This is a genomic window from Cognaticolwellia aestuarii, from assembly GCF_002000025.1.
Lineage (GTDB): Bacteria > Pseudomonadota > Gammaproteobacteria > Enterobacterales > Alteromonadaceae > Cognaticolwellia > Cognaticolwellia aestuarii.
Window position 1 is genome coordinate 333,184 of record NZ_MUZV01000002.1, and the last position, 25,127, is coordinate 358,310.

19 protein-coding genes, 3 tRNA genes and 3 pseudogenes are annotated in these 25,127 nt (G+C 37.3%); 7 read left to right on the top strand and 18 right to left on the bottom strand.

Features of this window, described 5'->3' with window-relative positions:
* Positions 1-46: 46 nt before the first annotated feature.
* Positions 47-1,237 (bottom strand): class I SAM-dependent methyltransferase, encoded by a 1,191-nt coding sequence (locus B0169_RS04710; protein ID WP_077284893.1) that lies wholly within the window; start codon positions 1,235-1,237, stop codon positions 47-49.
* 154 nt (positions 1,238-1,391) lie between these two features.
* Between B0169_RS04710 and B0169_RS04715 the strand changes: the two genes are divergently transcribed.
* Both B0169_RS04715 and B0169_RS04720 read left to right on the top strand, forming a co-directional pair.
* Entirely contained in the window at positions 1,392-1,661 is a 270-nt protein-coding gene (locus B0169_RS04715) for an acylphosphatase (protein WP_077284798.1), read from the top strand.
* A 267-nt stretch (positions 1,662-1,928) separates the two neighbouring features.
* A complete protein-coding gene (locus B0169_RS04720; RefSeq protein WP_077284799.1) occupies positions 1,929-2,903 on the top strand; it encodes an NAD(P)H-quinone oxidoreductase in 975 nt (324 codons plus the stop codon).
* On the opposite strand, the gene B0169_RS04725 is transcribed toward B0169_RS04720, so the two are convergent.
* The 10 genes and pseudogenes from B0169_RS04725 to B0169_RS04770 form a co-directional block, all read right to left on the bottom strand.
* The gene (locus tag B0169_RS04725; protein ID WP_077284800.1) at positions 2,894-3,502 is read right to left on the bottom strand and encodes a GNAT family N-acetyltransferase; all 609 of its coding nucleotides are present in this window, start codon (positions 3,500-3,502) and stop codon (positions 2,894-2,896) included. The genes B0169_RS04720 and B0169_RS04725 overlap by 10 nt on opposite strands.
* A 195-nt stretch (positions 3,503-3,697) precedes the next feature.
* Positions 3,698-4,915, bottom strand: coding sequence for a substrate-binding periplasmic protein (locus B0169_RS04730; RefSeq protein WP_077284801.1), 1,218 nt, complete (start codon positions 4,913-4,915; stop codon positions 3,698-3,700).
* Positions 4,916-4,933: 18 nt separating this feature from the next.
* Positions 4,934-6,562 carry a methyl-accepting chemotaxis protein gene (locus B0169_RS04735; protein ID WP_077284802.1) on the bottom strand — a complete coding sequence of 543 codons (1,629 nt, stop codon included), beginning with the start codon at positions 6,560-6,562 and terminating at the stop codon, positions 4,934-4,936.
* Between the two features lie 149 nt (positions 6,563-6,711).
* Complete coding sequence (locus B0169_RS04740; RefSeq protein ID WP_077284803.1) at positions 6,712-6,927, bottom strand: DUF1653 domain-containing protein; 216 nt, start codon at positions 6,925-6,927, stop codon at positions 6,712-6,714.
* A 94-nt stretch (positions 6,928-7,021) separates the two neighbouring features.
* Positions 7,022-7,480, bottom strand: coding sequence for a molybdopterin synthase catalytic subunit MoaE (gene moaE, locus B0169_RS04745; protein WP_077284804.1), 459 nt, complete (start codon positions 7,478-7,480; stop codon positions 7,022-7,024).
* Position 7,481: 1 nt separating this feature from the next.
* Positions 7,482-7,730, bottom strand: coding sequence for a molybdopterin converting factor subunit 1 (gene moaD, locus B0169_RS04750; RefSeq protein WP_077284805.1), 249 nt, complete (start codon positions 7,728-7,730; stop codon positions 7,482-7,484).
* 11 nt (positions 7,731-7,741) lie between these two features.
* Positions 7,742-8,233, bottom strand: coding sequence for a cyclic pyranopterin monophosphate synthase MoaC (gene moaC, locus B0169_RS04755; protein WP_077284806.1), 492 nt, complete (start codon positions 8,231-8,233; stop codon positions 7,742-7,744).
* Positions 8,234-8,634: 401 nt separating this feature from the next.
* Positions 8,635-8,808 (bottom strand): annotated as a pseudogene (locus B0169_RS19725) (IS3 family transposase); the annotation flags it as partial.
* Positions 8,789-9,019 (bottom strand): helix-turn-helix domain-containing protein, encoded by a 231-nt coding sequence (locus B0169_RS04765; RefSeq protein ID WP_328589006.1) that lies wholly within the window; start codon positions 9,017-9,019, stop codon positions 8,789-8,791. The gene B0169_RS04765 and the pseudogene B0169_RS19725, both read right to left, overlap by 20 nt.
* 99 nt (positions 9,020-9,118) lie before the next feature.
* Positions 9,119-9,406, bottom strand: a complete 288-nt coding sequence (locus B0169_RS04770; RefSeq protein WP_077284808.1) for an ArsR/SmtB family transcription factor — start codon at positions 9,404-9,406, stop codon at positions 9,119-9,121.
* 123 nt (positions 9,407-9,529) lie between these two features.
* Between B0169_RS04770 and B0169_RS04775 the strand changes: the two are divergent.
* Positions 9,530-10,442: pseudogene (locus B0169_RS04775) on the top strand (permease).
* A 75-nt stretch (positions 10,443-10,517) separates the two neighbouring features.
* Here the strand turns inward: B0169_RS04775 and B0169_RS04780 are convergent.
* On the bottom strand, positions 10,518-12,779 hold the full coding sequence (locus tag B0169_RS04780; protein WP_077284809.1) for a hypothetical protein: 2,262 nt from the start codon (positions 12,777-12,779) through the stop codon (positions 10,518-10,520).
* A gap of 376 nt (positions 12,780-13,155) precedes the next feature.
* Positions 13,156-13,869 (bottom strand): transposase, encoded by a 714-nt coding sequence (locus tag B0169_RS04785; protein WP_077284810.1) that lies wholly within the window; start codon positions 13,867-13,869, stop codon positions 13,156-13,158.
* Positions 13,870-14,593: 724 nt separating this feature from the next.
* Here B0169_RS04785 and B0169_RS04795 point away from each other — a divergent pair.
* Positions 14,594-15,746: pseudogene (locus tag B0169_RS04795) on the top strand (IS3 family transposase).
* 137 nt (positions 15,747-15,883) lie between these two features.
* Here the strand turns inward: B0169_RS04795 and B0169_RS04800 are convergent.
* Positions 15,884-16,918 carry a LacI family DNA-binding transcriptional regulator gene (locus tag B0169_RS04800; RefSeq protein ID WP_077284812.1) on the bottom strand — a complete coding sequence of 345 codons (1,035 nt, stop codon included), beginning with the start codon at positions 16,916-16,918 and terminating at the stop codon, positions 15,884-15,886.
* Between the two features lie 130 nt (positions 16,919-17,048).
* Entirely contained in the window at positions 17,049-18,524 is a 1,476-nt protein-coding gene (gene gtfA / locus B0169_RS04805; RefSeq protein ID WP_077284813.1) for a sucrose phosphorylase, read from the bottom strand.
* Between the two features lie 310 nt (positions 18,525-18,834).
* Between gtfA and B0169_RS04810 the strand changes: the two genes are divergently transcribed.
* The 3 genes from B0169_RS04810 (at position 18,835) to B0169_RS04820 (ending at position 24,037) form a co-directional block, all read left to right on the top strand.
* Positions 18,835-20,208: an MFS transporter gene (locus tag B0169_RS04810; RefSeq protein WP_143323470.1), complete on the top strand. Its 1,374-nt coding sequence runs from the start codon at positions 18,835-18,837 to the stop codon at positions 20,206-20,208.
* 374 nt (positions 20,209-20,582) lie between these two features.
* Entirely contained in the window at positions 20,583-23,003 is a 2,421-nt protein-coding gene (locus B0169_RS04815; protein ID WP_077284814.1) for a TonB-dependent receptor domain-containing protein, read from the top strand.
* A gap of 77 nt (positions 23,004-23,080) precedes the next feature.
* Complete coding sequence (locus tag B0169_RS04820) at positions 23,081-24,037, top strand: carbohydrate kinase family protein (RefSeq protein WP_077284815.1); 957 nt, start codon at positions 23,081-23,083, stop codon at positions 24,035-24,037.
* A gap of 449 nt (positions 24,038-24,486) precedes the next feature.
* On the opposite strand, the gene B0169_RS04825 is transcribed toward B0169_RS04820, so the two are convergent.
* The 3 genes from B0169_RS04825 to B0169_RS04835 all read right to left on the bottom strand — a co-directional run bounded on the left by B0169_RS04825 (position 24,487) and on the right by B0169_RS04835 (position 24,831).
* Positions 24,487-24,563 (bottom strand) — tRNA-Met (locus B0169_RS04825).
* 57 nt (positions 24,564-24,620) lie between these two features.
* A tRNA-Met gene (locus B0169_RS04830) sits at positions 24,621-24,697 on the bottom strand.
* Positions 24,698-24,754: 57 nt separating this feature from the next.
* Positions 24,755-24,831: transfer RNA gene (locus tag B0169_RS04835), tRNA-Met, on the bottom strand.
* Positions 24,832-25,127 lie beyond the last annotated feature (296 nt).

The window sequence follows — 25,127 nt, forward strand, 5'->3', positions numbered from 1 at the left end:
GTAGCTAGGTTAATTAGCTAGCTACGATGTGTTTTCGCTTACTAAGCTACTCGACTTGGCACACTAGCCCTTTAAGATAGTAACCTTCAGGGTAATTAGACGAAACAGGGTGATCCGCAGCTTGGTGAAGCCTATCAACAAAGTAAACATTTCTATTGGCATCTAATGCCGCATCAGCAACCACTTTTTGAAATAAGCTTGATTCCATTAAACCTGAGCATGAGAACGTTAATAATGTGCCGTTAGGTTTAAGTAGTTGCATTGCCAGCATGTTGATATCTTTGTAACCGCGACAAGCACCCGTTAATTGTGCTTTTGATTCAACAAATTTAGGAGGATCGAGGATAATCATATCAAAAGTACGCTTTTCTTCACGGTACTGGCGTAATAATTTGAAAACATCAGCTTTCACGAATGAAATATTCTTATCGCCCAGTTGATTAAGCTCAGCGTTGTGTTTTGCCAGTGCTAATGCAGATTCTGATACATCGACATTAATGACTTCTTTAGCGCCATTTGCTGCACAGTGGAGGGCAAATGTACCTGTATATGAAAAACAATTTAATACGGTTTTATCTTTGGCATACTTGCCAGCAGCGAGGCGAGAGTCACGTTGGTCTAAGTAGAAGCCTGTTTTATGTCCTTGAGCAATATCAACATGAATTTTAATACCGTGCTCTTCGATAATACACTCTGTTGACTCTTGTGGCTCAGTTAACCAGCCTGTAACGGGTTCTAAACCTTCTTTTTTACGCACATCAACATCAGAGCGCTCATAGATATGACAGCCAGGGTAAAGTGACTTTAAACACTCTACTAAGGTATAACGATGAAAATCAGCGCCGGCGCTGAGCAACTGACAAACAATGAAATTATCGTATTTATCAATTGTGATCCCTGGCAGCCCATCTGATTCGCCGGCAATAAGGCGATAGCCGGTCAATCCACCAGCTTGAATAAACCAATCACGTCTTTTTTGTGCGCTTAACAATTTATTACGAAAAAAATTGCTGTCAATTTCTTCATTAATATCAAAACTCCAGACCCGAATTCTAATTTGAGACTCTGGAGAGTATGCACCTTTAGCCAGCCAATTCCCTTTATTATCATAGACATCAACTGTGTCACCAAGTAGGGCGTTACCTTTGATTTTATTGATGGCTTGTGAAAAAATCCACGGATGTTTTCGGCGTAATGATTTCTCACGCGCAACTTTTAAATAAATTCTTGCTGACATATGGCTATACTTATAATTAACAATAATTGCGCGAGTGTAGTCAATGCGTGGCATAGGTGCAATGCTCTATTTTAACTATTTTTGATTTCACTCATTTGTTAAAAATGAAAAGTAAAAATAATAACAGCGATCAGTTAATAATAAGGTAAGAATTATGAATGTAAGTTACATGGCGCATGTAAGTGGCAAAGTTCAAGGGGTTTATTTTCGAGCTTCTAGTCAACAAATTGCTATTGATCATGGTTTGAGTGGTTACGCACGTAACTTAACCGATGGTAGCGTTGAAATATTAATGTGTGGCGAAGAACAAAGTGTCGATAAAATGTTAGCGTGGCTAGCACATGGGCCACCGCAAGCAGAAGTTAACGCTATTGAGTCAAAGCAAGTACCTTGGCAAGAACATCATTTTTTTGCCATTAGTTAGTTTCGGCTGTTCTTTTTTATTAAATTTTTACTTAGCAAGCTTATTTCAGCGCTTACATGCTTTATTTCAGCGGCGATCGCTGGCTAGTGCCTGGTCAATACTCTTGATTTAATCGGCTACACACTTAAATGTTATCACCGAGGCGCTGTTAATTCATTAGCTAAAAAGTTATAGTAATAAATTGAATCAATAATAATACAAATCAATTGGTTATCGTATTTATAAACCAAAACAAGATGGCCTGTAAGCTACCAAAAAGGAAATACATTGCGTTATATTGCTATTAATGATCTACAACAATTGAGTTTTAGTGAAACCGAAAAGCCCGCTATCGCTGCTGACGAGTGTTTGATCAAAGTTAACGCTATTGGCATAAATCGCGCCGATATTCTGCAAAAGCAAGGTCAATATCCACCTCCACCAGGTGAGTCAACCATATTGGGCATTGAGGCTTGTGGTGATATTGCTGCGCTTGGGGGCGAGCAAGAAAACTGGCATGTTGGTGATCAGGTTTTTGCTATTGTGCCCGGTGGCGCTTATGCCGAGTATGTAAAAGTTAAAACCGAACATTTGATCAAGTTACCTGAAGATTTAGATTATGTTGAAGGTGCAGCAATAGCTGAAGCTTATTTAACGGCTTATCAATGCTTATTTAGCATTGCTGATTTACAGCCGAATAGCCAAGTGCTGATACATGCAGGTGCCAGCGGTGTCGGTACTGCAGCTATTCAATTGGCAAAGTCTCTTGGTTGTCATGTCAGTGTTACTGTGGGCAATGATGATAAAGCCGCAATGTGTAAAACGTTAGGTGCTGATGAAACAATAAATTACCAACGCACTGATTTTGTTGCTTGGAGCAAACAGCAAAAGCGTAGCTATGATGTTATTTTAGATGTGGTAGCCGGTGAATACGTTAGTAGAAATATCGATGTTTGTGCGCTAGATGGACATATCGTGATTATTTCATTACTGGGTGGGCGCTTTGCTGAAAAAATTGACGTCGGTAAAATGCTCGCTAAACGGGTAAATATTCATGCGACAACATTACGTAGCCGAACTGATGACTATAAAACACAGTTAATTAAAGCATTTACACAAAACTTTTATTCATGCCTTGTGCAAGAGAAATTGAAGCCGGTTATTTATCAGCAATTTGCTTGGCAAGAGGTGGAACGCGCACACCAAGTCATGTTAGATAACCAGAATGTCGGTAAAATAATTTTAACGGTTGATCACGAATAATGATTTGTACTCGTTTTATGATGATGTCTTGCTAACCAAGTATTGAATAACAAACCGTAATCATATTGGTCTGTCCATTCGCCACCTATAAGGTAGTGTTGCTTGAAAAATGCTTCTCGAATAAAGCCTAATTTTTCCATAATACGAAAAGAGGCAATATTTCTAGGATCACATCTCGCCATCAGTTTAAAGAACCCGAGCTCTTGAAATAAGTAATCGACAAGTAAATTTGCAGCCTCAGTGCCTATGCCTTGTCCTGCAACTTCTCCACTTAAGCGATAACCTAACTCTGCTCGTTGGTTCTGCCAATCTTCAATACGAAAAGCTATTTCGCCAACTAATGAGTGATCACTTTGTAAACAGATAGCTAAACCGTTCCAGTGGCCAACAGAAAAATGCCAAGGTTGAGATAATTGCTCAACAATTTCCATGGTTTTAGCATCACTTTCTGCAGGGCGAATATAACGACAGTTTTCAGGATCTTGGCGGTAAGCTTTTATCGCCGGAAAGTCGGATGTTTCTATTGCTCTAAGGTAAATGTATTTAGCTGATAAATTCGGTGCTACTTGTTGAGCATTTAATGCTATTTTCATAGTCATGTGTTTCTTTTTTATTGTCGTTAGTATTATTTTTTACATGATATGATTGAGTTGTAAATGATTTTTTGATTAACCACTCAGTTCATTCACTAGGCAGCGTTGATATTCAGCGTTGGTTATTCGCGTTAAAATATAGATGAAGTTGTGGGTATATTACCAATTATTTTTATATTAGTGCTTTGGCTAAAGGTTTAGTTAATTAAGATCATGATACTTAATTATTTTCTCGACATTAACACCAAAAGTAATAACACCTAGCGACGAAATCTCTTTAGGGACACTAAAGCTAACTTGGCTTTGAAATATTTGGGTTGATTCATCGTAGTTAATATCACTTATATATATCGAGCCAGGCCCGCCAGGGTAGGTATTTAAAAATTTAGCTTCATCTCCTTGGTATAAGTCGGTGGTTATTTTACTCAAGCCAATAGTATAACCGTCGCTATCAATTGCGATAATTTCGGTAATTGCCGTTGATGAACTATTTTGTAAATTAATTAAAAACTGACTTAACGCCGATTTATAAACAAAGTTATAAAGTGTCCCTTCTCGCTTTTTAGCTTCGCTCTGCCACTGAACGTCTATTCCATCAAGCTCTACAGCGGTAAATACCTCTTTTAACTCAGTAATAGAAGGGGCTGAGGTTAAGTAGTTATATAGTTTTGATAAGTATGGTGTTAAGTACTTTTTTAAAACTTGCTTTTCATTTAGCGACAACTTTAACGATAAGGGATTACAAACTGGAATTTTTTCGTCAAATTTGTCGATAAGTTTTGGATTATTTACCATTGCTTGATCAGAAAAAATAAGGTGATGTGATTCAAATTTGATAAAGCGCCAGTAATGTTCAACCGATTCTATTTTGCGATGAAATTGAAAATCTCTATAAGCTTCGTTGTCATCAATAATGATGGCGTCGACTTTTCCCGTAATGAACATTTTTAATAATTGTGCCCGAGTTGTGATTAAGGTACCAATTGTTAAATTTGTTTCTAAAAGCCATTCATGTGCAGGACTTCCGTTTACCACGGCAATGGTTTTATTACTTAGCACATCAAGTGTATTTCTTTCTTCTAAAGGGAAGTTAGTGAGCCAGTACCATTTTTCAATTGAGATTGGTGAAGAGTGTTTTCGGTTAGTTTTATCATTAGCGTGAACAGGAAATACGCCATCAATATTGTTTTTACTTAATTCGCGCAATGCTCTTTTTAAAGGGTAAAAACTTAGCGTTGTTTTTTGGTTTAATTTGTGGAATATGCATTGAACAGTGCTAACCGTTGTGCCTTTAATTATATTACTATCAACGTATTGATAAGGAGGTGAGTTGTATGTAGCAAAAACAAGTTCATCTTGCTCTGAAGCTATTATTGAGTATGAAATCAGCATCATCACCAAGAAGATTGAACTTTTCATGTAGTTAACACCTCGCCATTATTTTACTTTAAACCGACCTACGCCACCTTCAATATTTTTTGCTAATTTTTGTATCTGATTAGATTCATTGTACGTATCTGTAGAGATTTCTTTTGTTGTTATTATTTGTTCATTCAAGGCGTGTAAATTTCGATTGATGTCCTCAGTAACAGCCGTTTGTTCCTCTGTGGCCGTGGCTGTTTGAATTGACATATCATTTACTGTTGTAATGCTGTTTAGAATTTTCTCTAGTGATGCTTCAGTTTCTTTGGAAAAGTCGACAGTATTAGTTACTTTCTCAAATCCATCACTGATATGGCTAACAACATTATCTACACCCGATTGGAGAGATTCGATCATAGTTTGAATACTGTCTGTGGATTCTTGGGTTTTTTGTGCTAAATTTCGAACTTCGTCAGCTACAACAGCAAAGCCACGACCAGATTCACCAGCTCGAGCTGCTTCAATTGCCGCATTGAGGGCAAGTAAGTTTGTTTGCTCTGCAATTCCTCTTATTACATCTAACACCCCTGAAATATTATGAGAGTCTTCTGATAATTTTTTTGTTCCTGTTGAAGCATTTTCAATGGTGATGTATAACTGCTCGATTTGTTTAACTGAAGCGCCAATTTTGTTAACACCTTCTGCAGAGAAAACCATCGCTTCTTTAGTTTCATCAGCGGTCTTTAAGGCAATATTGGCGAGCTCTTTCGTTGACATACTCATTTCGTGAACTGCGCTAACAATCATGTCTGATGCATTGTTTTGTTGATCAGCTACATCTTGGCCTTTCTTCGCAGATTCTTTTAAGCTTGTGCTACTTGTCGCTAAAGTAAGTACGTCATTTCTTACGTCTGAAATTAGGCCTCGTAAGCTTTCAATAAATAGATTGAAAGCTGTGCCAAGATCGCCTATTTCATCTTGTTGCTTGATGACTACCTTATTAGTTAAATCGCCACCCCCTGATGTAATGTCATTAATGCCGTTTTTAATCTCACTTAACCTTAAAAGTAAAAGTCGTTGACTATAAAAGGCTGAAGCTGTGGTAATAAAAATGATAATGGCAGCAATGATTAAAGTCACAATTTTGAAATAGCGATTTGACTCTTCAATGTCACTTTGAAGTAAGCTCGCTTTGATAAACGCGCCTTCACCTGCTTTATCGTAAAGCTTCCTTAAATTAGAGAATGATGTTTTTGAGCTACTATTCATCAACAGTTTAGCGGTACTATCGTCGCCGATGCTTTTAGCATCAATGACTTTTTCAACCTCTTCAAACCAAACTTTATAAAGTGTATCAAAATTGTTTAATGAGGCTAAAATATCAGGGTAGTCCTTCATTAACCCCCTGTAGTTGTTAAATCTGTCTTTAGCTTGCTGTGCGTTCTCGCGGAAATCATCGATAAAATTTTGCTCAATTGAGGGGGCATTTACCATCTGAATTTCCGCGACACGTGCTTGATATAGATCACGGTCAGCATTCAATACGGAGTTAATTGCTGGCATATACTGATTAGGAAAAAAATTTGCGTTACGCTCAAGTTTATCTGTCAGCATATAGTTAGCATAAGTAATTGCTATTAATGAAAAAAGTGCAATTGCTAAAGGAATTGAGTATTTTATTTTGATACTTAAATTATCGAACATTTCAATTATCACCTAAAAAGAAAATAAAGAATCGGGATCTGATTAATAAGAATAGGCTCTGATTTATTAAGGTCGGAGAACGAATAATAGTAAATACTAGAAGAAATGGCTTATAGGTCAAGTTTTTATCAATTTCCTTTTAGATAATATTAAGTATTATCCCCTACATATTGAAAGCGTTTAAATACTTTGCCACCTCTTTCAATGGTTTCGTCAAACATGGCTAAAGGCCTAACCCAAATGGCTCTTTCACCGTATTCTGGTTGGTAAACTACCATAGTTTCTTCGGTTTCACTGTGGGTAGCAATATGCAGAACTTGGTAAAAATTGCCTTTAAAGTGCTGGTAACGTCCGATTTTTAACATGAATTATCTCGTTGTCGTTGTATTGTCGTTATTGTTGTTAGTTGTGTCATCGTTATTTTATACTGTTATAAATAACTGAGCTCAGTCATTTTGCTCAGTCATTGAGTTTTTCTTGCCATTGTTGTGAGGCATCGTCATCACTATTTTTAGCATCTAACCAAACGCTCCCTTCACTCGTTAACTCTTTTTTCCAAAAGGGGGCTTGGGTTTTTAAGAAGTCGATAAGAAACTCACAGGCGGCAAATGCCGCTTTACGATGCGGGCTAGTCACGCCAATAAAAACAATTTGTTCGCCAAGTGTTAAGTCACCAAAGCGGTGAATAATGGTGACTTTGTTTAATGGCCAGTGCTCACGTGCTTTTTTTTCAATATCGTTAAGTACTTTTTCGGTCATACCGGGGTAATGCTCTAAGGATAAACCTTGCACATCAATACCTTCATTAAAGTCTCTAACCTTACCGACAAAAGTGACAACGGCACCATCTTGATTATCATTTGCTAAATAACGGTATTCATCAGCAACAACAAAATCACTTTGTTGTACTTTAATCATGTTAACCTCCCGTTACAGGAGGGAAAAATGCGACTTCATCGCCATCATTTATCTGTTGTGTCCAATCAGTAACCTCCTGATTAACAGCAACAAGTAAATTGTCTGCGCTCATAACTTTTGCCCACAAGGTGTCAGTTTCAGCTAATTGTTGTCGAATGGTATCTGTGGTCATATTGTCGCTTAGTTGTATCTGTAAACTATCTGTTGATAACTGTTCACGTAAGCGAGCAAAAAATAATACTTTTATCATTGCTAACTCCTTTATTTGGTTTCAACATCGTGTAAGTAGCTACCCGATTTTCCGCCATGTTTTTCACAGAGGTGAATATTAGTGATAATCATGTCTTTTTGTACGGCTTTGCACATGTCATAAATAGTTAAAGCGGCGGTTGAGGCTGCGGTCAATGCCTCCATCTCTACGCCGGTTTTACCTGAAAGCTTGCAAAGCGCGGTGATCTCGACACGGTTTTGCTCAGGTTGTGCCACTATATCGACTTCTATTTTAGTTAGCATGAGTGGATGGCAAAGCGGGATAAGCTCACTGGTTTTTTTAGCCGCCATAATCCCTGCAATTCTTGCGGTAGCAAATACATCACCTTTGTGGTGCTTACCTTGAACAATCATCGCTAATGTTGTTGATGACATTTCAATATAGGCTCTGGCAATTGCGGTGCGCTCGGTGATATTTTTTTCAGTAACATCAACCATATGAGCATTACCGTCGGCATTAATGTGAGTAAAGTTTTCGCTCATCAAAAAATAATCTCTAAGTTCTTAGCTATTCAGCTTTTTGTAAAGTTTGGCCTTATATTACCTTATCTTAAGCTGTGTTTTGCCTTTTATATAGATAAATTTGTAATTTGTATGCGATGTTTATAGATGATGCTTACCGTTATTGTATTTTCGGGTAGAGTTAAGAAAAGTAATTTTAATCTTATCGGCTTAGCTCAAGGAGAAGTGCATTTACGGCCAGTTCAATTAATTGATATTGCTTACTTGAAAAATGTATTCGGTTTGTATTGATAGTGATGCATTTGTGACTGCGTATAATGTTTGAGATTAGCAATCATCAAATGAGTCTGAGTGAAGTTTTTGTCTTGTAAGATACGAAAGTGGACATTTCAATATTTCGTTTTTATGATGATCTGATCAAGTCATGACGCACACTTTTCTTTTACATTTTCGAACTCAATCGGCGACATATCATTTAGTGTCGTATGCAGTCGGTCAGCATTGTAATATTTGATATATTTTTCAACATCTATTTGCATGCTATTTCTTGTTAAGTGGTAGACATGTAACAGCCATTTATTTTTTAAACTGGTAAAAACGCACCGAATTAATTAACGCTTCGCAATGAGGAGTATTCTGCTCTTGCAACGTATAAAATACCCATTTACCTTTTTTTTGGTGATTTAGTAATCCTGCTTTGTAGAGCATTTTTAAATTACGAGAAACGTTGTATTGAGTGTCACCAATAATATCCATCGCTTCTGCTACAGCTATACACTCATCAACATGTAGAAATAACCAAAACAACCATTAAAGTGGTTGGTAAGTCGATTGTATCTTTAACACTTCAAAGCAAACGTTAGCGAGTTTACTCTACTCACTCAAATGACAGCTTTTAAAAAAGGCTTATTGCTCATCAATACAGCATTCATCTTGCAGAAATGCAATGACAGAAAGTAGTTTTTCATATTCTACTACACAATAAAGTACCCGTCCTTCACGGCGTTGTTTAATTAAACCGGCAGAAGCCAAGCTTGAAATATGGTGGGATAATGTTGAACCTGGAATTTGTAATTCTTCCTGCACTATACCCACAGCTATTCCTTGTTCGCCTGATTTTACTAAGCGTTTAAAAATGGCTAATCGTGTGTGGCCTAATTCTTTAAACGCTTTGGCAATAATTTCTATATCCACGCTGCTTTCTCTTAATAGATCAAATTTATATATAATTCGGTATTACTGGAAATATGTTGACATGAAAAGCTGCAACCATGTAATTCGACAAAACGAGAAATACGGAACTGATGGATTGTTAAAATGATTATTAAACAGAAAATGGTATTTGATACTTTAAATATGTTTGCTTTTTTAGCGGTAGAGCTAACTGTATTATTTTTGCTTATTAGTTACATTGTTGGAGTGCTGCAGCAGTATATTCCGCCAAGTAAAATACAAAATATACTGAGTAGCAAGAACGGTAAAGGCTATATTATTGCTGGGTTTCTTGGGGCAATTACCCCTTTTTTCTCTTGCTCAACTATACCTTTTTGAAAGGGTTACTTAGGGCGAAAGCCGGTTTTGGCACTATGATGGTATTTTTATTTGCTAGCCCGTTACTTAATCCGATCATTATTGGCTTATTCGCCGTAACCTTTGGCTTAAAAGTAACGATATTCTATTTTACTGTTGCTATGAGTGTTTCAATTATTGCCGGTTATTTATTAGAAAAATTAGGCTTTGAAAAATACATTAAACCTAAAGCCTACATTGCTCCTGAAAAAAGAGCTGTTCAAGCGGATGTGCTAGCAATAGCAAACCGGTGAGTCAATGGACTAAAATTTGGCTGAGTACATGGTCAGATTTTAAAAGTGTTTTACCGTATTTAATCGGCGGTATCGCATTAGGCTCAGTGATTTACGGATTTATGCCAACAGAGTTTATAGCTAAAGTAGCGAGCGAAAATACCCCCTTTGCTGTGCCAATTGCAGCAGTGATCGGTATCCCTTTATATATTAGGGCTGAAACAGTCATCCCTTTAAGTGCAGCTTTGGCGGCAAAAGGTATGGGCCTTGGGGCTGATATGGCGTTAATAATAGGCAGTGCAGGGGCTAGTTTAACCGAAGTGATATTATTAAAATCGATATTCAAAAACCAAATGATCATCGCATTTCTAACAATAATATTATCCATGGCCATCGGAGCGGGTTACTTGTATTGCTATATTTTCTAATAATTAATAATAGTTAAGGTATGATCACTACAAAGTTTCTGACAAAAAAATCAGAAACTTTGTGGTTTTATCAGGTTAGTTTAAAACCATAGGGTAGCCTGAGTTAATTCTAACGGTGCCCTGAAGTCGCTCTCTACCCGATTGTTCGCATGCAAGATCAAAATCTAGTGCTAGTTTGGTCAAATTCATATCACTGTCAAATGCTATTTCATAGATTTCAAAATCACTGAAACTAATGTTACAGCCACGATGTTGACCACCAAAAGACAAGCCAGCCACATCTTCATTCTGAAACGGGTATCGGGTAGCACCTTCATATCTACCAATTGTTAAGTTAGTCCCTGTTGGTGCCTCTACTTTTAAGTCCCAACTATCAAGCCCCTGATAATTTACAGATATGAAGGAGCGAGTTTTTTCTGCTTCTTCATATGGTTTAGTCGATAAAGTAAATTCGCCATCTTTATCATTAAGTGGCCATGATTCTCCCTCCGCGACATAACTTTCCTGGGACCCTATAATCAGCATGTAAGAAGCATTAATATCAAGGTATCTAAGTGGCTTTTCTGTAATGGCCCGATTTCCAAGATCATTGGTAATAGTAAGTTGTAAATTAATATCTTGGTTTACGTCTGAGCCTATTTGAATTTCTGTTTCAACCGCATTTTCTGTGTCAAAAATCACGTTAAGATTATCAGTAGTCTGCCACAAGTAACTAAATTCTGTACCTTTCTTAAATGCACTTTGTCTGGCAGACAAAACTGGTGTACTCAACTCACTAAAATACCCTTGTGAAAGAGAAATCACAGGCACAATATTGTTCGATATGAGAACGTTTTTGGACAAACCAAAGGCGCGTTTACTTGCGCCTGTTTGGCTGGTAATAGCGGGTAAGCTGATACTGTATTCACTAGCTGCCTGTAAAAGTTCATTGGGTGTTCCCGTTATTTTTGAACCACTAAACACAGTCGCCCCTGATGTCTGATGAAACCCATTCGTCATATTTGCAAAATGCATTTGACCTTCTATCGAACTTATTGGCTGAGATAATATAAAGGTAAAAGAATCCATTACTTCAAAGTCATCTTTTGGTGAGTTTATGCCTAGCAGACGGAGATCTTGTTCTTGATAATTTTTAATGTAAATTTCGTCAAGAGCAGATAACTGATAAGTTGCATTGCCATTATAATGTTCTGCGTTAAGGATTATCGCCTCTTGCCCATTATCAACAAGTTGAAATACCTGTCCATGCATATATGAATCGGTAGTATTAATTAACAAAACATCGTCAATATTTTCTGTATTCGTAATTATTATCTCCCCTGAAGTTGGGAAAGCACCAAAAGGAGCATTTAGAGGTGATAGGTATGCTACTGAATAAAAAGCAGAGGTTGATTTTTGCTCAATATTACCCGACAGTTGTAATTGAATTTGAGCTGTCTCGTAGTTTTCAATTTTCTCAGTAGCCACATCCGTTATATGTAATGGCTGCTTATCTGCAGAATCGAAATCTAATTCAGTGCTATTTAAACGTGTTATGGTTTGTATGTCAGTGCGTGATCTGGCACCAGCAAGCTTTCCACTAGCAATTATCTCTTCAACTTGATAAAAGCTGCCAACATTAATAGCTAAATCAGTAAGTGTTACTTCAATTTCATCTGGTTGTCCTGTTTCTGAAACTTGACCGATATTAATGTCCAGTTGGCCATTTACCATCGCATCCATCGACTTTAAAAAACAAGATTGAAAGTCGACATGTATTTCATCACCACTGGAAACAATAAGATCAGTGTTATTATCATAAAAACTAACCTGATAATTACCTTCTGCTCCACAGCCTAGAGTTTGATTTTCAGGAGAGTCAGCTATTTTTTCAGCTAAATCAAAGCTAGTATCCGCTAGATTAATCATTTGATTTTGTACTAGCAACACGTTGTTAGCGACAACTCTTTGATTATGGTTTAAATGATATTGATAGTTAATATCAATATCTTGCTCAAAAGTAATTTCTTCGCCTTGGTAAAAGGCATTTACTTCTACAGTTATGACTGTATTTTCTGTTACTTCCTTTGGAGTATAAGAACACTCATTATTTGAAGGTCTAAACCACGTCAATCGATCGTAAGACCATTGGCAAAAGTACTCTGCTTCAGGCTTGTTAGAAATAACGGAAACATCAATGGGTTGCCACGAATATACAGAGTCAGGCCCCGAAATAGTTAAGGTAAATAGTTCTTCTGTAGTCTCTTCTTTTTTCTCACTACCACCGCCACAGGCAGAGAGAAAACTTACAACAGCTAAGCTAGCGAAAAGCTTTGATAATAGGGGATTTAATCGCATGTCTACTCCATTAGTATTTTTTTATTTGTTATAAATCTGCATAGCTGAATTTAACTGGGTGCTACTATATAGTAGTTAAACACAAAAGCGCTAACAAATATGATTTGTCCACTTCAATGTTAGCTTTACATCATCTATCATCCGTGAATGTTAATAAAATAAAGACGATTTTAAAGCAGTCCTTGATAGATTCGATACAATATTATTTTTATATAGTTACGTCAACTATGGGCAAAAAAGTTACGCCAATTTAGTTATATGAACGGCAGGTTTGGTAACTTAGTTGATGTAATTACCCATTGTATCACTGTCATTGCAAAGTTTAACAACCTGCGGGGTCACAACCTGCGGGGTCAGGTTCGCTGAAAAATAAAAGTCACTTAGGTTTGGATGAGTTGAACGCTTTAGATCTCCTATCACCGCCTTGTGGTAGTGGCTTGGCTCTTCTAGATAAGGTATTAGCAACCTGTTCAATAAACGAATCATCACCTAACGCCCATGCCTTATTTGTTGCATCGCGAATAGCCTGAATTGTATTTTCAGATAGATGTGAAAGAAAAAGGCTTTGGTAAGCAGACTTTCTTTCCGCTTGAGTATTTCCTAATGCCAAATACAAAGGGTGGGGTGTCAGTAGTGCAATATTGCTATCGCCCGCATTACCTTGATAACTTGACCATGGATACGCAGCCGGATGTTCAACCATCCTAGCTCTAACAGGGTTCAATTCGATGTAACGATATAGAGTTAATAGGTAACTTTCAGTGTCTACTAACGTCGATTTAAAACGACCTTCCCACAATGTTCCTGTTCGCTGATAGGTTTGATTTACATACCTTACGTAATATCTTCCTAAATTTTGCATAACTTGACTGATGCCATCAACCGAAGGAGCTGTCATTAATAAATGAACATGGTTAGTCATTAGAACAAATGCATGAATGGAAACATTATGCTTAGTAGCGGAATCTTTGAGTTTATCTAAATAAACGGTGTAATCCTGCTCAGCAAAGAAACACGCTTGGCGATTATTGCCTCGTTGAATTATGTGCTGAGGACAGCCAACGATGGATAGTCGAGGTAGACGAGCCATTTTGTATTCCTTTACATTCTTTGGGTATATAAAGTCTAATTCATAATTCTGTTTATTCAATTGAGACTACTTTCAACGAACCTGACCCCACAGGTTTCTTTATGGGTATCTAATCCAATAAAAACTATGTTATCTTTACTCATGCTAGCCTCCAGTTTTAGTTGTTTAACACACTAATTATGGCTCTGGTTTTACTGACCCACGAATTTGGAGGCTAGTACCTCGTGGGGAGTCATTATGTCTAGGTGATTATGTCGGCATTTTACACGCTGAAAGTTTTGGTTCTATTTATAGTTTGCCTAATATTCGACCAATTGATTATGATTTACGGGTATGCTACTTATTTACCTCAATTCGGTTCAGATGTTAACGCAGAATATATTAGTACTATGTGGTTTCATTTTTCTATTTTGGGCATAGCTTGCGCTTTACTCACATTTTTCTTATCGAAAATTTTTCTGTTGTCTTTTAAAGTGTCACTGATAATATTTACGCTCTCTGGAATTATGTTCAACTTATATACACCAGAGGGTAACCAATGGCATTGGAACAATGGTTATAAAGATCTTACTTTTCTTTATTTATTGTTTGGATTACTGGTTTTATTTTTACTAAATCATGCAAAAAAAGTGGTGCAAAAAACAACCTAACAAGCTGTTAAACAAGGATAATGATCTTCCCCCTCTAAAACGGACACCAAAATCTAACTAAGATGAGGTGTCTCATGCCAAAATACAACAATCCAAGACGAACTTGGAAGTACTCAAATGAATTCAAAGTTAATGCTGTTCAACTAAGTTATGTTGTTGGCGTTACCATTAAATCAGTCGCTGAAAAGCTCGACATACACCCATTTATGCTGTCACGATGGCGAAAAGAATATCGTGAAGGAATCATTGTGGCTGATAAACGTAAAAAAGTAGCTGGTCAATCTAAAATAAAAAAAGTACTGACTAAAGAACAAAAACTTGAACGAGAGAATAAGCAGCTTAAGGAGGAGTTGTACATTCTAAAAAAGTGGCAACGGTTTCTTGCCGAGGAACATCAGGCCGATATCGATTCATTGAAAAGCTCAGAGCAGACATAAAAGTTGTTAAATTATTAGATTTCTTTGGTGTGTCTAAAAGTGGATATTATGATTGGCGAGAACGACAACCGAGTAAAAGGGCGATAGTCGATAGTGAATTGAAACAAAAAATTCTTCACCTATTCTCTGAGCATAAAGGTCGATATGGCAGTCCTCGTATTTTTAAGGCGTTACAAAAGCAAGGATATAATATCGGTAAGAAACGCGTTGAACGCTTGTACCGTGGGCTTGGGCTGGTTGCTAGAGTCATGAAAGTAACAACACGTTCGGCTGGTTTAAAACGTTATCTGGCGACAGGCGATAACTTGCGTCCTGATGGTGATGTCCCATTAGCCGTAGATAAAGTTTGGGTTGCTGACGTGACGTATTTAAAAGTCAAAGGAGTCTGGCGTTATTTGTCGGTAATAATGGATTTATATTCACGGCGTATTATTAGCTGGAGTTTAGATCAAAATAGAACAGCACACGTAACGAAACGGACATTACAAAATGCGCTTAAAAAGCGAAAACCGTCTGGAGATTTAATGCTTCATACTGATAGAGGCGTTGAATATCGTGGGCAAGTGTATCAAAAAGTATTACAGCGACATGATATAACACATAGCTTAAGTCGCGCAGGAAAGTGTACTGATAATGCGCATATGGAATCATTTTTTCATTCAATGAAGACGGAAGTGATTCGTGGTAATGTTTATAAAACAGATGGGCAGTTGCGTGCAACGCTTGGCAATTACACAAAATGTGTTACAGGGTCTGTTCGCCAGTTGAATATGAAACACTGGCTGCGTGAAAATAAATGTGTCCGTTTTATCGGGGGAAGATCACAGACAATTAACCTAGCAATAACGTTCATATCTCAAATTATAAAATTAGCGCGAGACTACCGCTTTAATTCACAACATCAAAGGCGGAGTAATAAATAGCCGATCAGCAACTTTCACCATGTTCTATGTGATAAGAAATTACAACTGAGTTAGTAGCTCTATTAATAAATAGTTCAGCAGCTTTAATGCCTTTTTCTTCACTATTTTGATGCACAGTAGTTATGGGTAGTGTTGAGCGTAAAGCCTCATCAATGCCGTCAAAGCCAACCACTCTAATATCTTCAGGTATCTTAAGACCCATTGCATGAATTTCTTTAACTGCCGCCAAGGCAATAATATCACTCATACAAAGTAAAACATTAGGACGGGGGGTTGATGTTAGCGCTTCTCTAGCCGCAATTAATGCAAAGTGATGGTTACTTTTAGGAAGGTTCCATACACGATCCGATCTTAAATTAACATTCGAATCTTTAAGTGCTTGTCTGTAACCATTTAAACGTTGATGAGAGATAGAACACAAGGCATTACTCGTCGTAGGTAATTCATATACACGACACGTTAGATCAGACTCTAGTAGCCTTAAGCCTAAAATAGCAACTTCATCATCAGTTGATTTAATGGCCAGTTTTGCAATCTCATAAGCCGCTTTTTCATTGTCTATTCCAACAGAGGCATTACGGTCTATATCAAAATCGGCAGTGACAACTTTTTTCGAGGTTACTTTTAGCTGTTCTATTAATTCAGGGTTTCTAGGTGAGCCATAACAAATAAAGCCATCAACAAAATCAGCAACAGTATTAATGTTATCTGAGATACCTGAAAACAAAAGTAAGTGAACTTTATTTTTCTCTAAAACCGACGAAACCCCTTTCACAAAGTCACTTGCTACCGGGTCTGTTACCATATATTCAAGGCTGTCTGGCAACACCAAAGCTACAATATTAAACTGACCTTTTCTTAACGATTGGGCTGCTTTATTTGGACCTGAATATCCCAGTTTTTTGCACGACTCAAGAATATCAATGCGTTTATTTTTGGAGAGTTGGTCAGGTCTATTAAATGCATTTGAAACGGTGGCATTTGATACACCGAGTTCTTTAGCAACACTTTTAAGCGTCCAAACTTTCTTGTTAGTCATGTTTACCTTTTACCGTTATTTTAATAAAAAACCAGCAACTATTGAGCTGTTGATTAGTATACTACTGATTTTACGATATAAAAAACGCTGTATTATTATCTATTTGGCATTATATGTAATACATCATTACTTAAGACAACTTTAACAGGTTATTTAAACTGATAGTACGAGAGCTGTTATCTTTATTTATTTCAATATGTGAATTATTTTCAACTAAATCAACCACTAACGTAATGTTCTGTTTTTCATTTTTCCAAGACATTTTTAATGTCGATTTTTCACTGACAATCGAAAAATCACCATTAAAAGCCGCACAATTATTGCGTAATTGAATAAGTTCGATCATCGCTTTGGTAAATGGTTTTTTTAGTGCTGCTTCAATATCGGCACTATCAAGGTATGGACGATTTATATCTCTACCAACATTCGAGTTTGCTAATAATTCCATGGCATTCTTCTCAGCCAATAAACCTGCGTAATATACCTGTGGTGTTCCTGGTGCAAAAAACTGAATAGCTCTGGCAACTAAATAGTCAAAGTCACTTTGGCCAAGTGCATCGTAATAGGTACAATTTACTTGATATAAATCGACATTACTTGCAGCGGCACCTGTTGCTTTTTGGCTTTCACCAGCGCTGTTTACATGAATAGTTTCCACGAGATTATCAATTTCATCATTATTGAGTAGGCCAGGCTTTCCATTCATAGGGCCCACATCAATGATACCAATGCCATCGTGAGTATCTAACACGGTAATACAATTTTGGGGTGAAATATTTAACCATTTTGTTAGTGCAGTAAAGTCTTTAGTAAAAATGCTATGTAACACTAAAGGCGGTAAAGCAAAGTCATAAACTCGATCAACGCGCTGTGCAATTTCAATTTGAGTTTGATAATAAGAGTGAATTTCTACTAGTGTTTCAATGCCTAAATCATTTGCGGCTTTACTTAGCTCATCAATGAACTGAAACGTTTCATCTAGCATAAAGCAACTGGTTCCTGCTTTTTTAAGCGCATAACCCGCCGCATCTAAGCGGATCATCTTAATATTATTTTCAGAAAATGTTTTTAAAATACGATTTAAATATTCTTTACCTTTGTTCGATGTAATATCTATATCTATTTGATTATCAGTAAACGTTGTCCAAAAGTCGGCACTTTCATTATTGGGTAACGCAAAGTTGGTAAAGCAACTGCCTGGTCTAGGGCGGTATATTTTGTCTGTATCACTCTTACTTAAGCCGTTAGGGAACACTTTGTCTTTTGTTAAAAACAGATCCCAATATGGAGACTCTTTACCATACTGTAATACATTTTGAAACTCCTTAGACTTAGCCGACATATGATTAACGATAAGGTCAGCCATTAACTCATGTCCTTCACCTAATGCTTTTATATCGCTCCAATTACCTAATCGGCTGTCAACTTGGGTGTGCTCTATCGGGTCGAAACCTGCGTCACTTCCGTCAATAGGGTAATAAAATGGTAATAAATGAATGCCAGAGAATAAATCTGCCAGTTGATCATTTAAAATATTGTGTAATGTTTTAGTATCTGAACCGGTTAACCTATCAATGTAGGTGATTAGCTGAACATTATTTTTCATAACTTTACCATTTAATTTTAAGTTGCATCTTAATCGATTAAGCCTTATGTTTATATACTATGCAACTTTAATCAAGAATAATTTTTACTCTTTAAGTTGTTAAGACAATAAGAATTGAATACGCATTGAATAAGATGTTAATTTTTTAGCTATTATTTTAATAAAACGCTTTAAAATGGTGGCTTAATTAACTTAAAAAAACATCAACAATAATAATTAATCGTATTGCAGGGTCAAATATACACTTTAAAGCGTTAACTGTGTGGTTAACCTTTATTTAGAGTGTTGTTTAGTTTGGGGAATTATAATTATGACAACAAAATTTAATACGGAGCCATTATCTTTTAAAGAAAAGGTAGGTTATGGCATGGGGGATATGGCTTCAAACTTCTATATGGGGTTCTTTGCGCTGTTCCTGCTTTATTATTACACGGATGTGTACGGTATTTCTGCTGCTGCGGCAGCAACCATGTTATTGGTGACTAAAGTAATTGATGCCGTTAGTGATCCTGCTATGGGCTTACTTGCAGATCGCACAACCTCTAAGTGGGGCAAGTACCGACCTTACTTGCTTTGGATGGCCATCCCTTATGCATTGCTTGGTTACCTTTTATTCTTAGGTCCTGAACTTGGCAGCACAGGTAAATTAATTTTTGCCTATGTATCTTATTCATTGGTCATGCTCGCATATACCGCGATTAATGTTCCTTATTCTGGGCTCATGGCAGTTATTCATCCTGAATCAGGCGAACGGACTAAGGCAGCACAATTTAGATTTATTTTTGCCTCCATAGGGTCGTTAGTGGTTGGAGCCTCCGCTAAGCCTTTAGTTGAGTTTTTAGGTGCTGGCGATGAACTACTTGGCTTTCGCTTAACTATCATTTTATTTGCAGTGCTTTCCATTGCTGTTTTTTGGTTTACTTTTGCAGTCACCAGAGAAAGAGTAATGCCTAAAAAGCATGAGGCTAGTATTAAAGATGATCTGTCGACCTTACTGAAGAACAAGTCTTGGCTGATACTGGTTGGCACTGGGGTTTTTGTTGTAGTTGGTTTAGTTGCACGTTTTGCGTCAATCGCTTATTACACAAAATACTATATGAATGACGACGGAAGTAATGTGTTTTTGTGGATGGACCAGACCACATTTATTATTTCATGTGGTTTACTAGGTCAGCTATTTGGTGCTCTTATTACCCCTATGCTAGTCGCACGCTTTGAGAAACATAAATTAATGTTTGTTACTAATTTTTCCCATGCAATATTATTGTTTTTTGGTTTTACAATCTCACCAGATAATGTCGCACTTACGACTATAGTACACACCCTAGGGATTATTACCTTTGGTATTGCAATTACCTTGTTATTCACCATGTATACAGATTGTGTAGAGTACGGAGAATGGAAAACAGGTAACAATAGCGCAGGTTTAACGGTGTCAGCTTCTATGTTTTCATTGAAGTTTGGCTCAGCGGTAGGTGGTGCATTACCGGGTTTTATTCTTGCTGCATTTGGCTTTGTTGCTAATCAAACCCAAACACCTGAATCAATTGAAGGTATTCGTTATATGTTTAACATATTGCCCGCCGTATTCTTTTTGCTGGGAGCCGTGTTAATACTTTTCTATAAAGTTGATCGGGCTCAATTAACACAAATTGAATGTGATTTAGCTGAGCGTCGCAGCTAAGCTATTTAATATAAAGGGCATAAGTGAAAATTTACTTAAGCCCTTTATTCGTTAACAGCTTAAGCAATCAATAAGCTGGTATAGCAGAAGCACTTTATTGGAATAAGCTCACCAGGCAAATACTGAGTTACGGCGTATAGCTATTCAAAATTTATCTACAGCTAATATACTAGCAATAGCTGCTAGTTGTTCTATCTAAAATCATCTTAGTTATCAATAAATAATAAGAATAAATTCATTAAATTTAAAAAGTGCTTGCAAAGTAATCATATTTTAAATAATAATTAATCTTAATCGATTAAGTTGATTGCAGTATCAAACATAACTATTTTAATAATTAAAAACATACTATAAAAGCGACATGGGGTGACCAAATGCAACAGTTCACATATAAAAAATTACTATTGAGCACATTAACTTTAGCTATATGCTCAAGCTTAAGTGCCGCAGAAATAACCGATGAAGCCGCAGTAGAAAAAAAGGGCTTAGATTTTGAACGAATAGTTATAACAGGTGCTGCAGGTAAAGGCTCTACTGTTATGGCATCAAGTGTATCAGTAAGTAGCTTGTCTGCTGATCAAATTGAAGTAACAACACCAAGAAGTTCAGCTGAAGCTTTTAGATCAATCCCAGGTATTCGCTCTGAGTCTTCTGGTGGTGAAGGTAACGCAAATATTGCTGTACGTGGTCTTCCTGTGGCAGCTGGGGGCGCAAAATTTTTACAATTACAAGAAGATGGATTACCTATTTTACAATTTGGTGACATAGCCTTTGGTAATGCCGATATTTTTCTTAGACTCGATAGCACAATGTCATCAATCGAATCAATTCGGGGTGGTTCCGCTTCTACTCTCGCCACAAATGCTCCGGGCGGCATCATTAATATTATTAGTAAAACAGGTGAGTCTGATTCTGGCAGCATAGCGACAACTATTGGTTTAGATTACGATCATACCCGTACAGATTTTGAGTTTGGCGGTGAGCTAAACGACAGCATGTATTTCCATCTTGGTGGCTTTTATCGTCAAGGCGAAGGCCCAAGGGAAGCGGGTTACACTGGTAATAAAGGCGGACAAATTAAAGCTAATATTACGAAAGAATTTGATAAAGGTTACGTGAGACTTTATTACAAGCATTTGGATGATAAAACCATTGCTTACTTGCCCATGCCAGCTAGTTCAAATGGCAAGTCGGTGGGTAGTTTCGACCCTTCATATGATACGCCTCATTCAGCATACTTTACCTCAATATTAAGCACTGATGGTGATGGTAATCTTCGTCGTGCAGATATGCGTGATGGTATGAACCCAACAGTTGACTCTGTTGGTTTAGAGGCTGTATTTGACTTAGGTAATGACTGGTCGATTGAAAATAGATTTAGAACGTCAAGCACGAAAGGCAGTTTCACCTCGCCATTTCCAGAAAGCATTCAAGATAGCCAAACACTTGCTGATAGCATAGCGGGTAGCGGCGCGCAATTGACTTATGCTAATGGGCCCCAACAAGGTAGTGCTTATACTGGCGCTAACTTAATGCGTATTCATACCTTTGATGTTGAAATGAGCAACTTAGATTTTATGGTTAATGACTTAAAAATCTTAAAAACTATTGGTGATACCAACATTACTTTTGGTTATTACAAGTCATTACAAAATATCGAGCAATCATGGCTTTGGAATTCTTATTTATCAGAAGTTAAAGGCGACAACGCAGCACTTGTTAATGTTGCAGCGGCTGACGGTACAAGCTTTTCTGATAGTGGTTTAATTGCTTATGGAGTTCCAGCGTGGGACAACTGTTGTACGCGTAACTATGACCTTCAATATGATGTAACAGCACCTTATATTGCCATTAACTCAGTTTTTGGTGATTTTACTATCGATGCAAGTGTTCGTCATGACAGTGGTGAAGCCACAGGTACATATGCTGGTGCAGTGCAATCTGAAATAGACATGAACAGAGACGGCGAAATATCAGTGCCTGAAATGAGTGTATCTTCAGTAAACAATAGTGCGGCTTCTATTGTTAATTATGATTGGAGTTACACATCTTACTCAGTTGGTGTTAACTACATTGTCAATGACGATTTAGCTGTTTTTGGCCGACTAAGTCATGGCGGTACCGCTAATGCTGACCGTTTAGCTTTTGGCAAAATTGCAGCTGATGGCTCAGTAGCCGATGAAGATGCTGTTGATGAAGTTGATCAGTTCGAAGCTGGTATTAAGTTTCGCCAAGATAAACTATCGGTATTTGCGACGGCTTTCTTTGCTGAAACACAAGAACAAAATTTTGAAGCAACAAGCCAAAAATTCTTTGACCGTGTATATGAATCATATGGTCTTGAGTTAGAAAGTGCTTATTACATCGGTGATTTTGACATTCGAGGTAATGTTACTTGGACTGATGCAGAAATTACCAAAGATGGTGTAAATGCAGCCTCAGTGGGAAATACACCAAGAAGACAAGCTGACTTTGTATATTCACTAACTACCCGCTATAACTTTGAACAAGGCTCTGCTGGCCTAAGCTTAATAGGTACCTCAGAAGCTTATGCGCAAGATGGTGGAGATCAAAGTGCAGACGATATCCTTAAATTTGATGGCTACACACAAGTAAATGCCTTCGCTCAATATTACCTTTCAGACACATTTAGCATAGCTTTAAATGTTAATAACCTATTTGACACTACTGGTATAACAGAAGCTGAAGAAGGTAACATTCCTGCGAATGATATTATCAGAGCAAGAACGATTAACGGCAGAACAAGTAGTATTACGCTTAAATATGACTTTTAATTTGTCATTAACAACGTAAATAACAGTACAGTATGAACAAGCCCATTTTATATGGGCTTTTTTTTCAAGGTGGATCTATGTTTTCATTACTCAGTTATGGCGAAGTGTTGGTCGATTTTTTGCCAACGTCAGTCAATGATTCAAGTTATATTCCGTTAGCTGGAGGTGCGCCTGCCAATGTCGCAGTAGCCTTTGCTAAGTTAGGTGGAACAGCACACTTTGCTGGAGGTATTAGCGAAGACAACTTTGGTAGCATGCTTATGAAATCGCTAGAAAATGAAGGTGTTAATACTGATTTCGTTCAAAGAATAGAAGGCGCAAATACCGCATTAGTATTAGTTAGCTTAGACTCTTATGGTGAAAGAACATTTAATTTCTATCGACATAATACTGCCGACATGCAATATGGCATATCTCAAGTTGATAAAATTAACTGGCAAAATATTGGTTTTTTTCATTTTTGTTCAAATACATTAACAAGCCATCGAATGTACAGCGATACACTTTACGCGATAAGAAAGGCTAAAAGAAATAACGTATTAATTAGCTTTGATGTAAATTTACGTCAACAGCTTTGGCAAGACTTATCCCTATTACTGTCCCGAGTCGAAGCATGTATCGAAGCAAGCGATGTAGTCAAGTTGAGTAAAGACGAAGCTGAATACTTAGCAAAAATAAAGCAAGTTGATGCTAATTTTTATGTGCAACAATTACTACTTCTTGGTGCTAAACTTATTGTTATCACTGATGGTCCAAACCCTGTACAAGTAACTTGCGCTAGTTTTTCTATAATGCTTGAAGTACCTAAAATAGCTCCCGTTGATACTACTGGAGCAGGTGATAGCTTTATTTCAGGTTTTCTATTTTCGCTCGTCAAATCTGTGGGAGATGATGAAAATATAGATTCATTATATGAAATTATTGAGCAACGTGAACACGTTTCTTCTGCGGTGTTATTTGGTGCCAACTGCGGTGCGTTTACATGTCAGAAAAAAGGGGCCTTCACGGCATTGCCACACTTAGCTGATATCTAATATTCGACAACATTGGTTTTTGATATGTTTTTTGACATGTAAGTTGGTTGCGTGAGCCGCTATTTTTCAAGAGAGTGAACTGACGAGTTTTTATCGCATGCTCAGCACTATATTGATTTGTTAATTGTTATTGTAAGAAACTAGGAAGGCCTAAAGATTTTAGTTCTCTTTAGAAGAATTGGTTTCGGGAGCCGCTATTTTTGAAGAGAGTGAACTGACGAGTTTTTATCGCATGCTCAGCACTATATTGATTTGTTAATTGTTATTATAAGAAACTAGGAAGGCCTGAAGGTTTTAGTTCTCTTTAGAAAAATTGGTTGCGGGAGTCGCTATTTTTGAAGAGAGTGAACTGACGAGTTTTTATCGCATGCTCAGCACTATATTGATTTGTTACTTGTTATTATAAGAAACTAGGAAGGCCTGAAGGGTTTGGTTCTCTTTAGAAGAGTTGGTTGCGGGAGCCAGATTTGAACTGACGACCTTCGGGTTATGAGCCCGACGAGCTACCAGGCTGCTCCATCCCGCGTCCGAATGACCTACATTGAGTAGGAAAGCCAAGCTGTTTTAATTCTAACTTAAGAATTGGTTGCGGGAGCCAGATTTGAACTGACGACCTTCGGGTTATGAGCCCGACGAGCTACCAGGCTGCTCCATCCCGCGTCCGAATGACCTACATTGAGTAGGAAAGCCAAGCTGTTTTAATTCTAACTTAAGAATTGGTTGCGGGAGCCAGATTTGAACTGACGACCTTCGGGTTATGAGCCCGACGAGCTACCAGGCTGCTCCATCCCGCGTCCGAATGACCTACATAAAGTAGGTAAGCCAAGTTGTTTTAATTCTACTTAAGAATACTTAAAGGTTTGTCCTGTGGAGCTTGCCTGAAAGCGAGGCGTATAATAAGGATACCTTCGATGATTTGCAACCTGTTTTGAGATTAATTTTCGCTTTTATTGCATCTATTTCATTATCGTTTGTTTATTGAGTCTTAATTGCTCGAAATTCAATCGCTCAAAGGTTGTTAGCGGTAAATGCTGGTAAATAAATAGCAAATGTTTATATAGTTTACGCTAATTTGTAAAATGCCTATAAG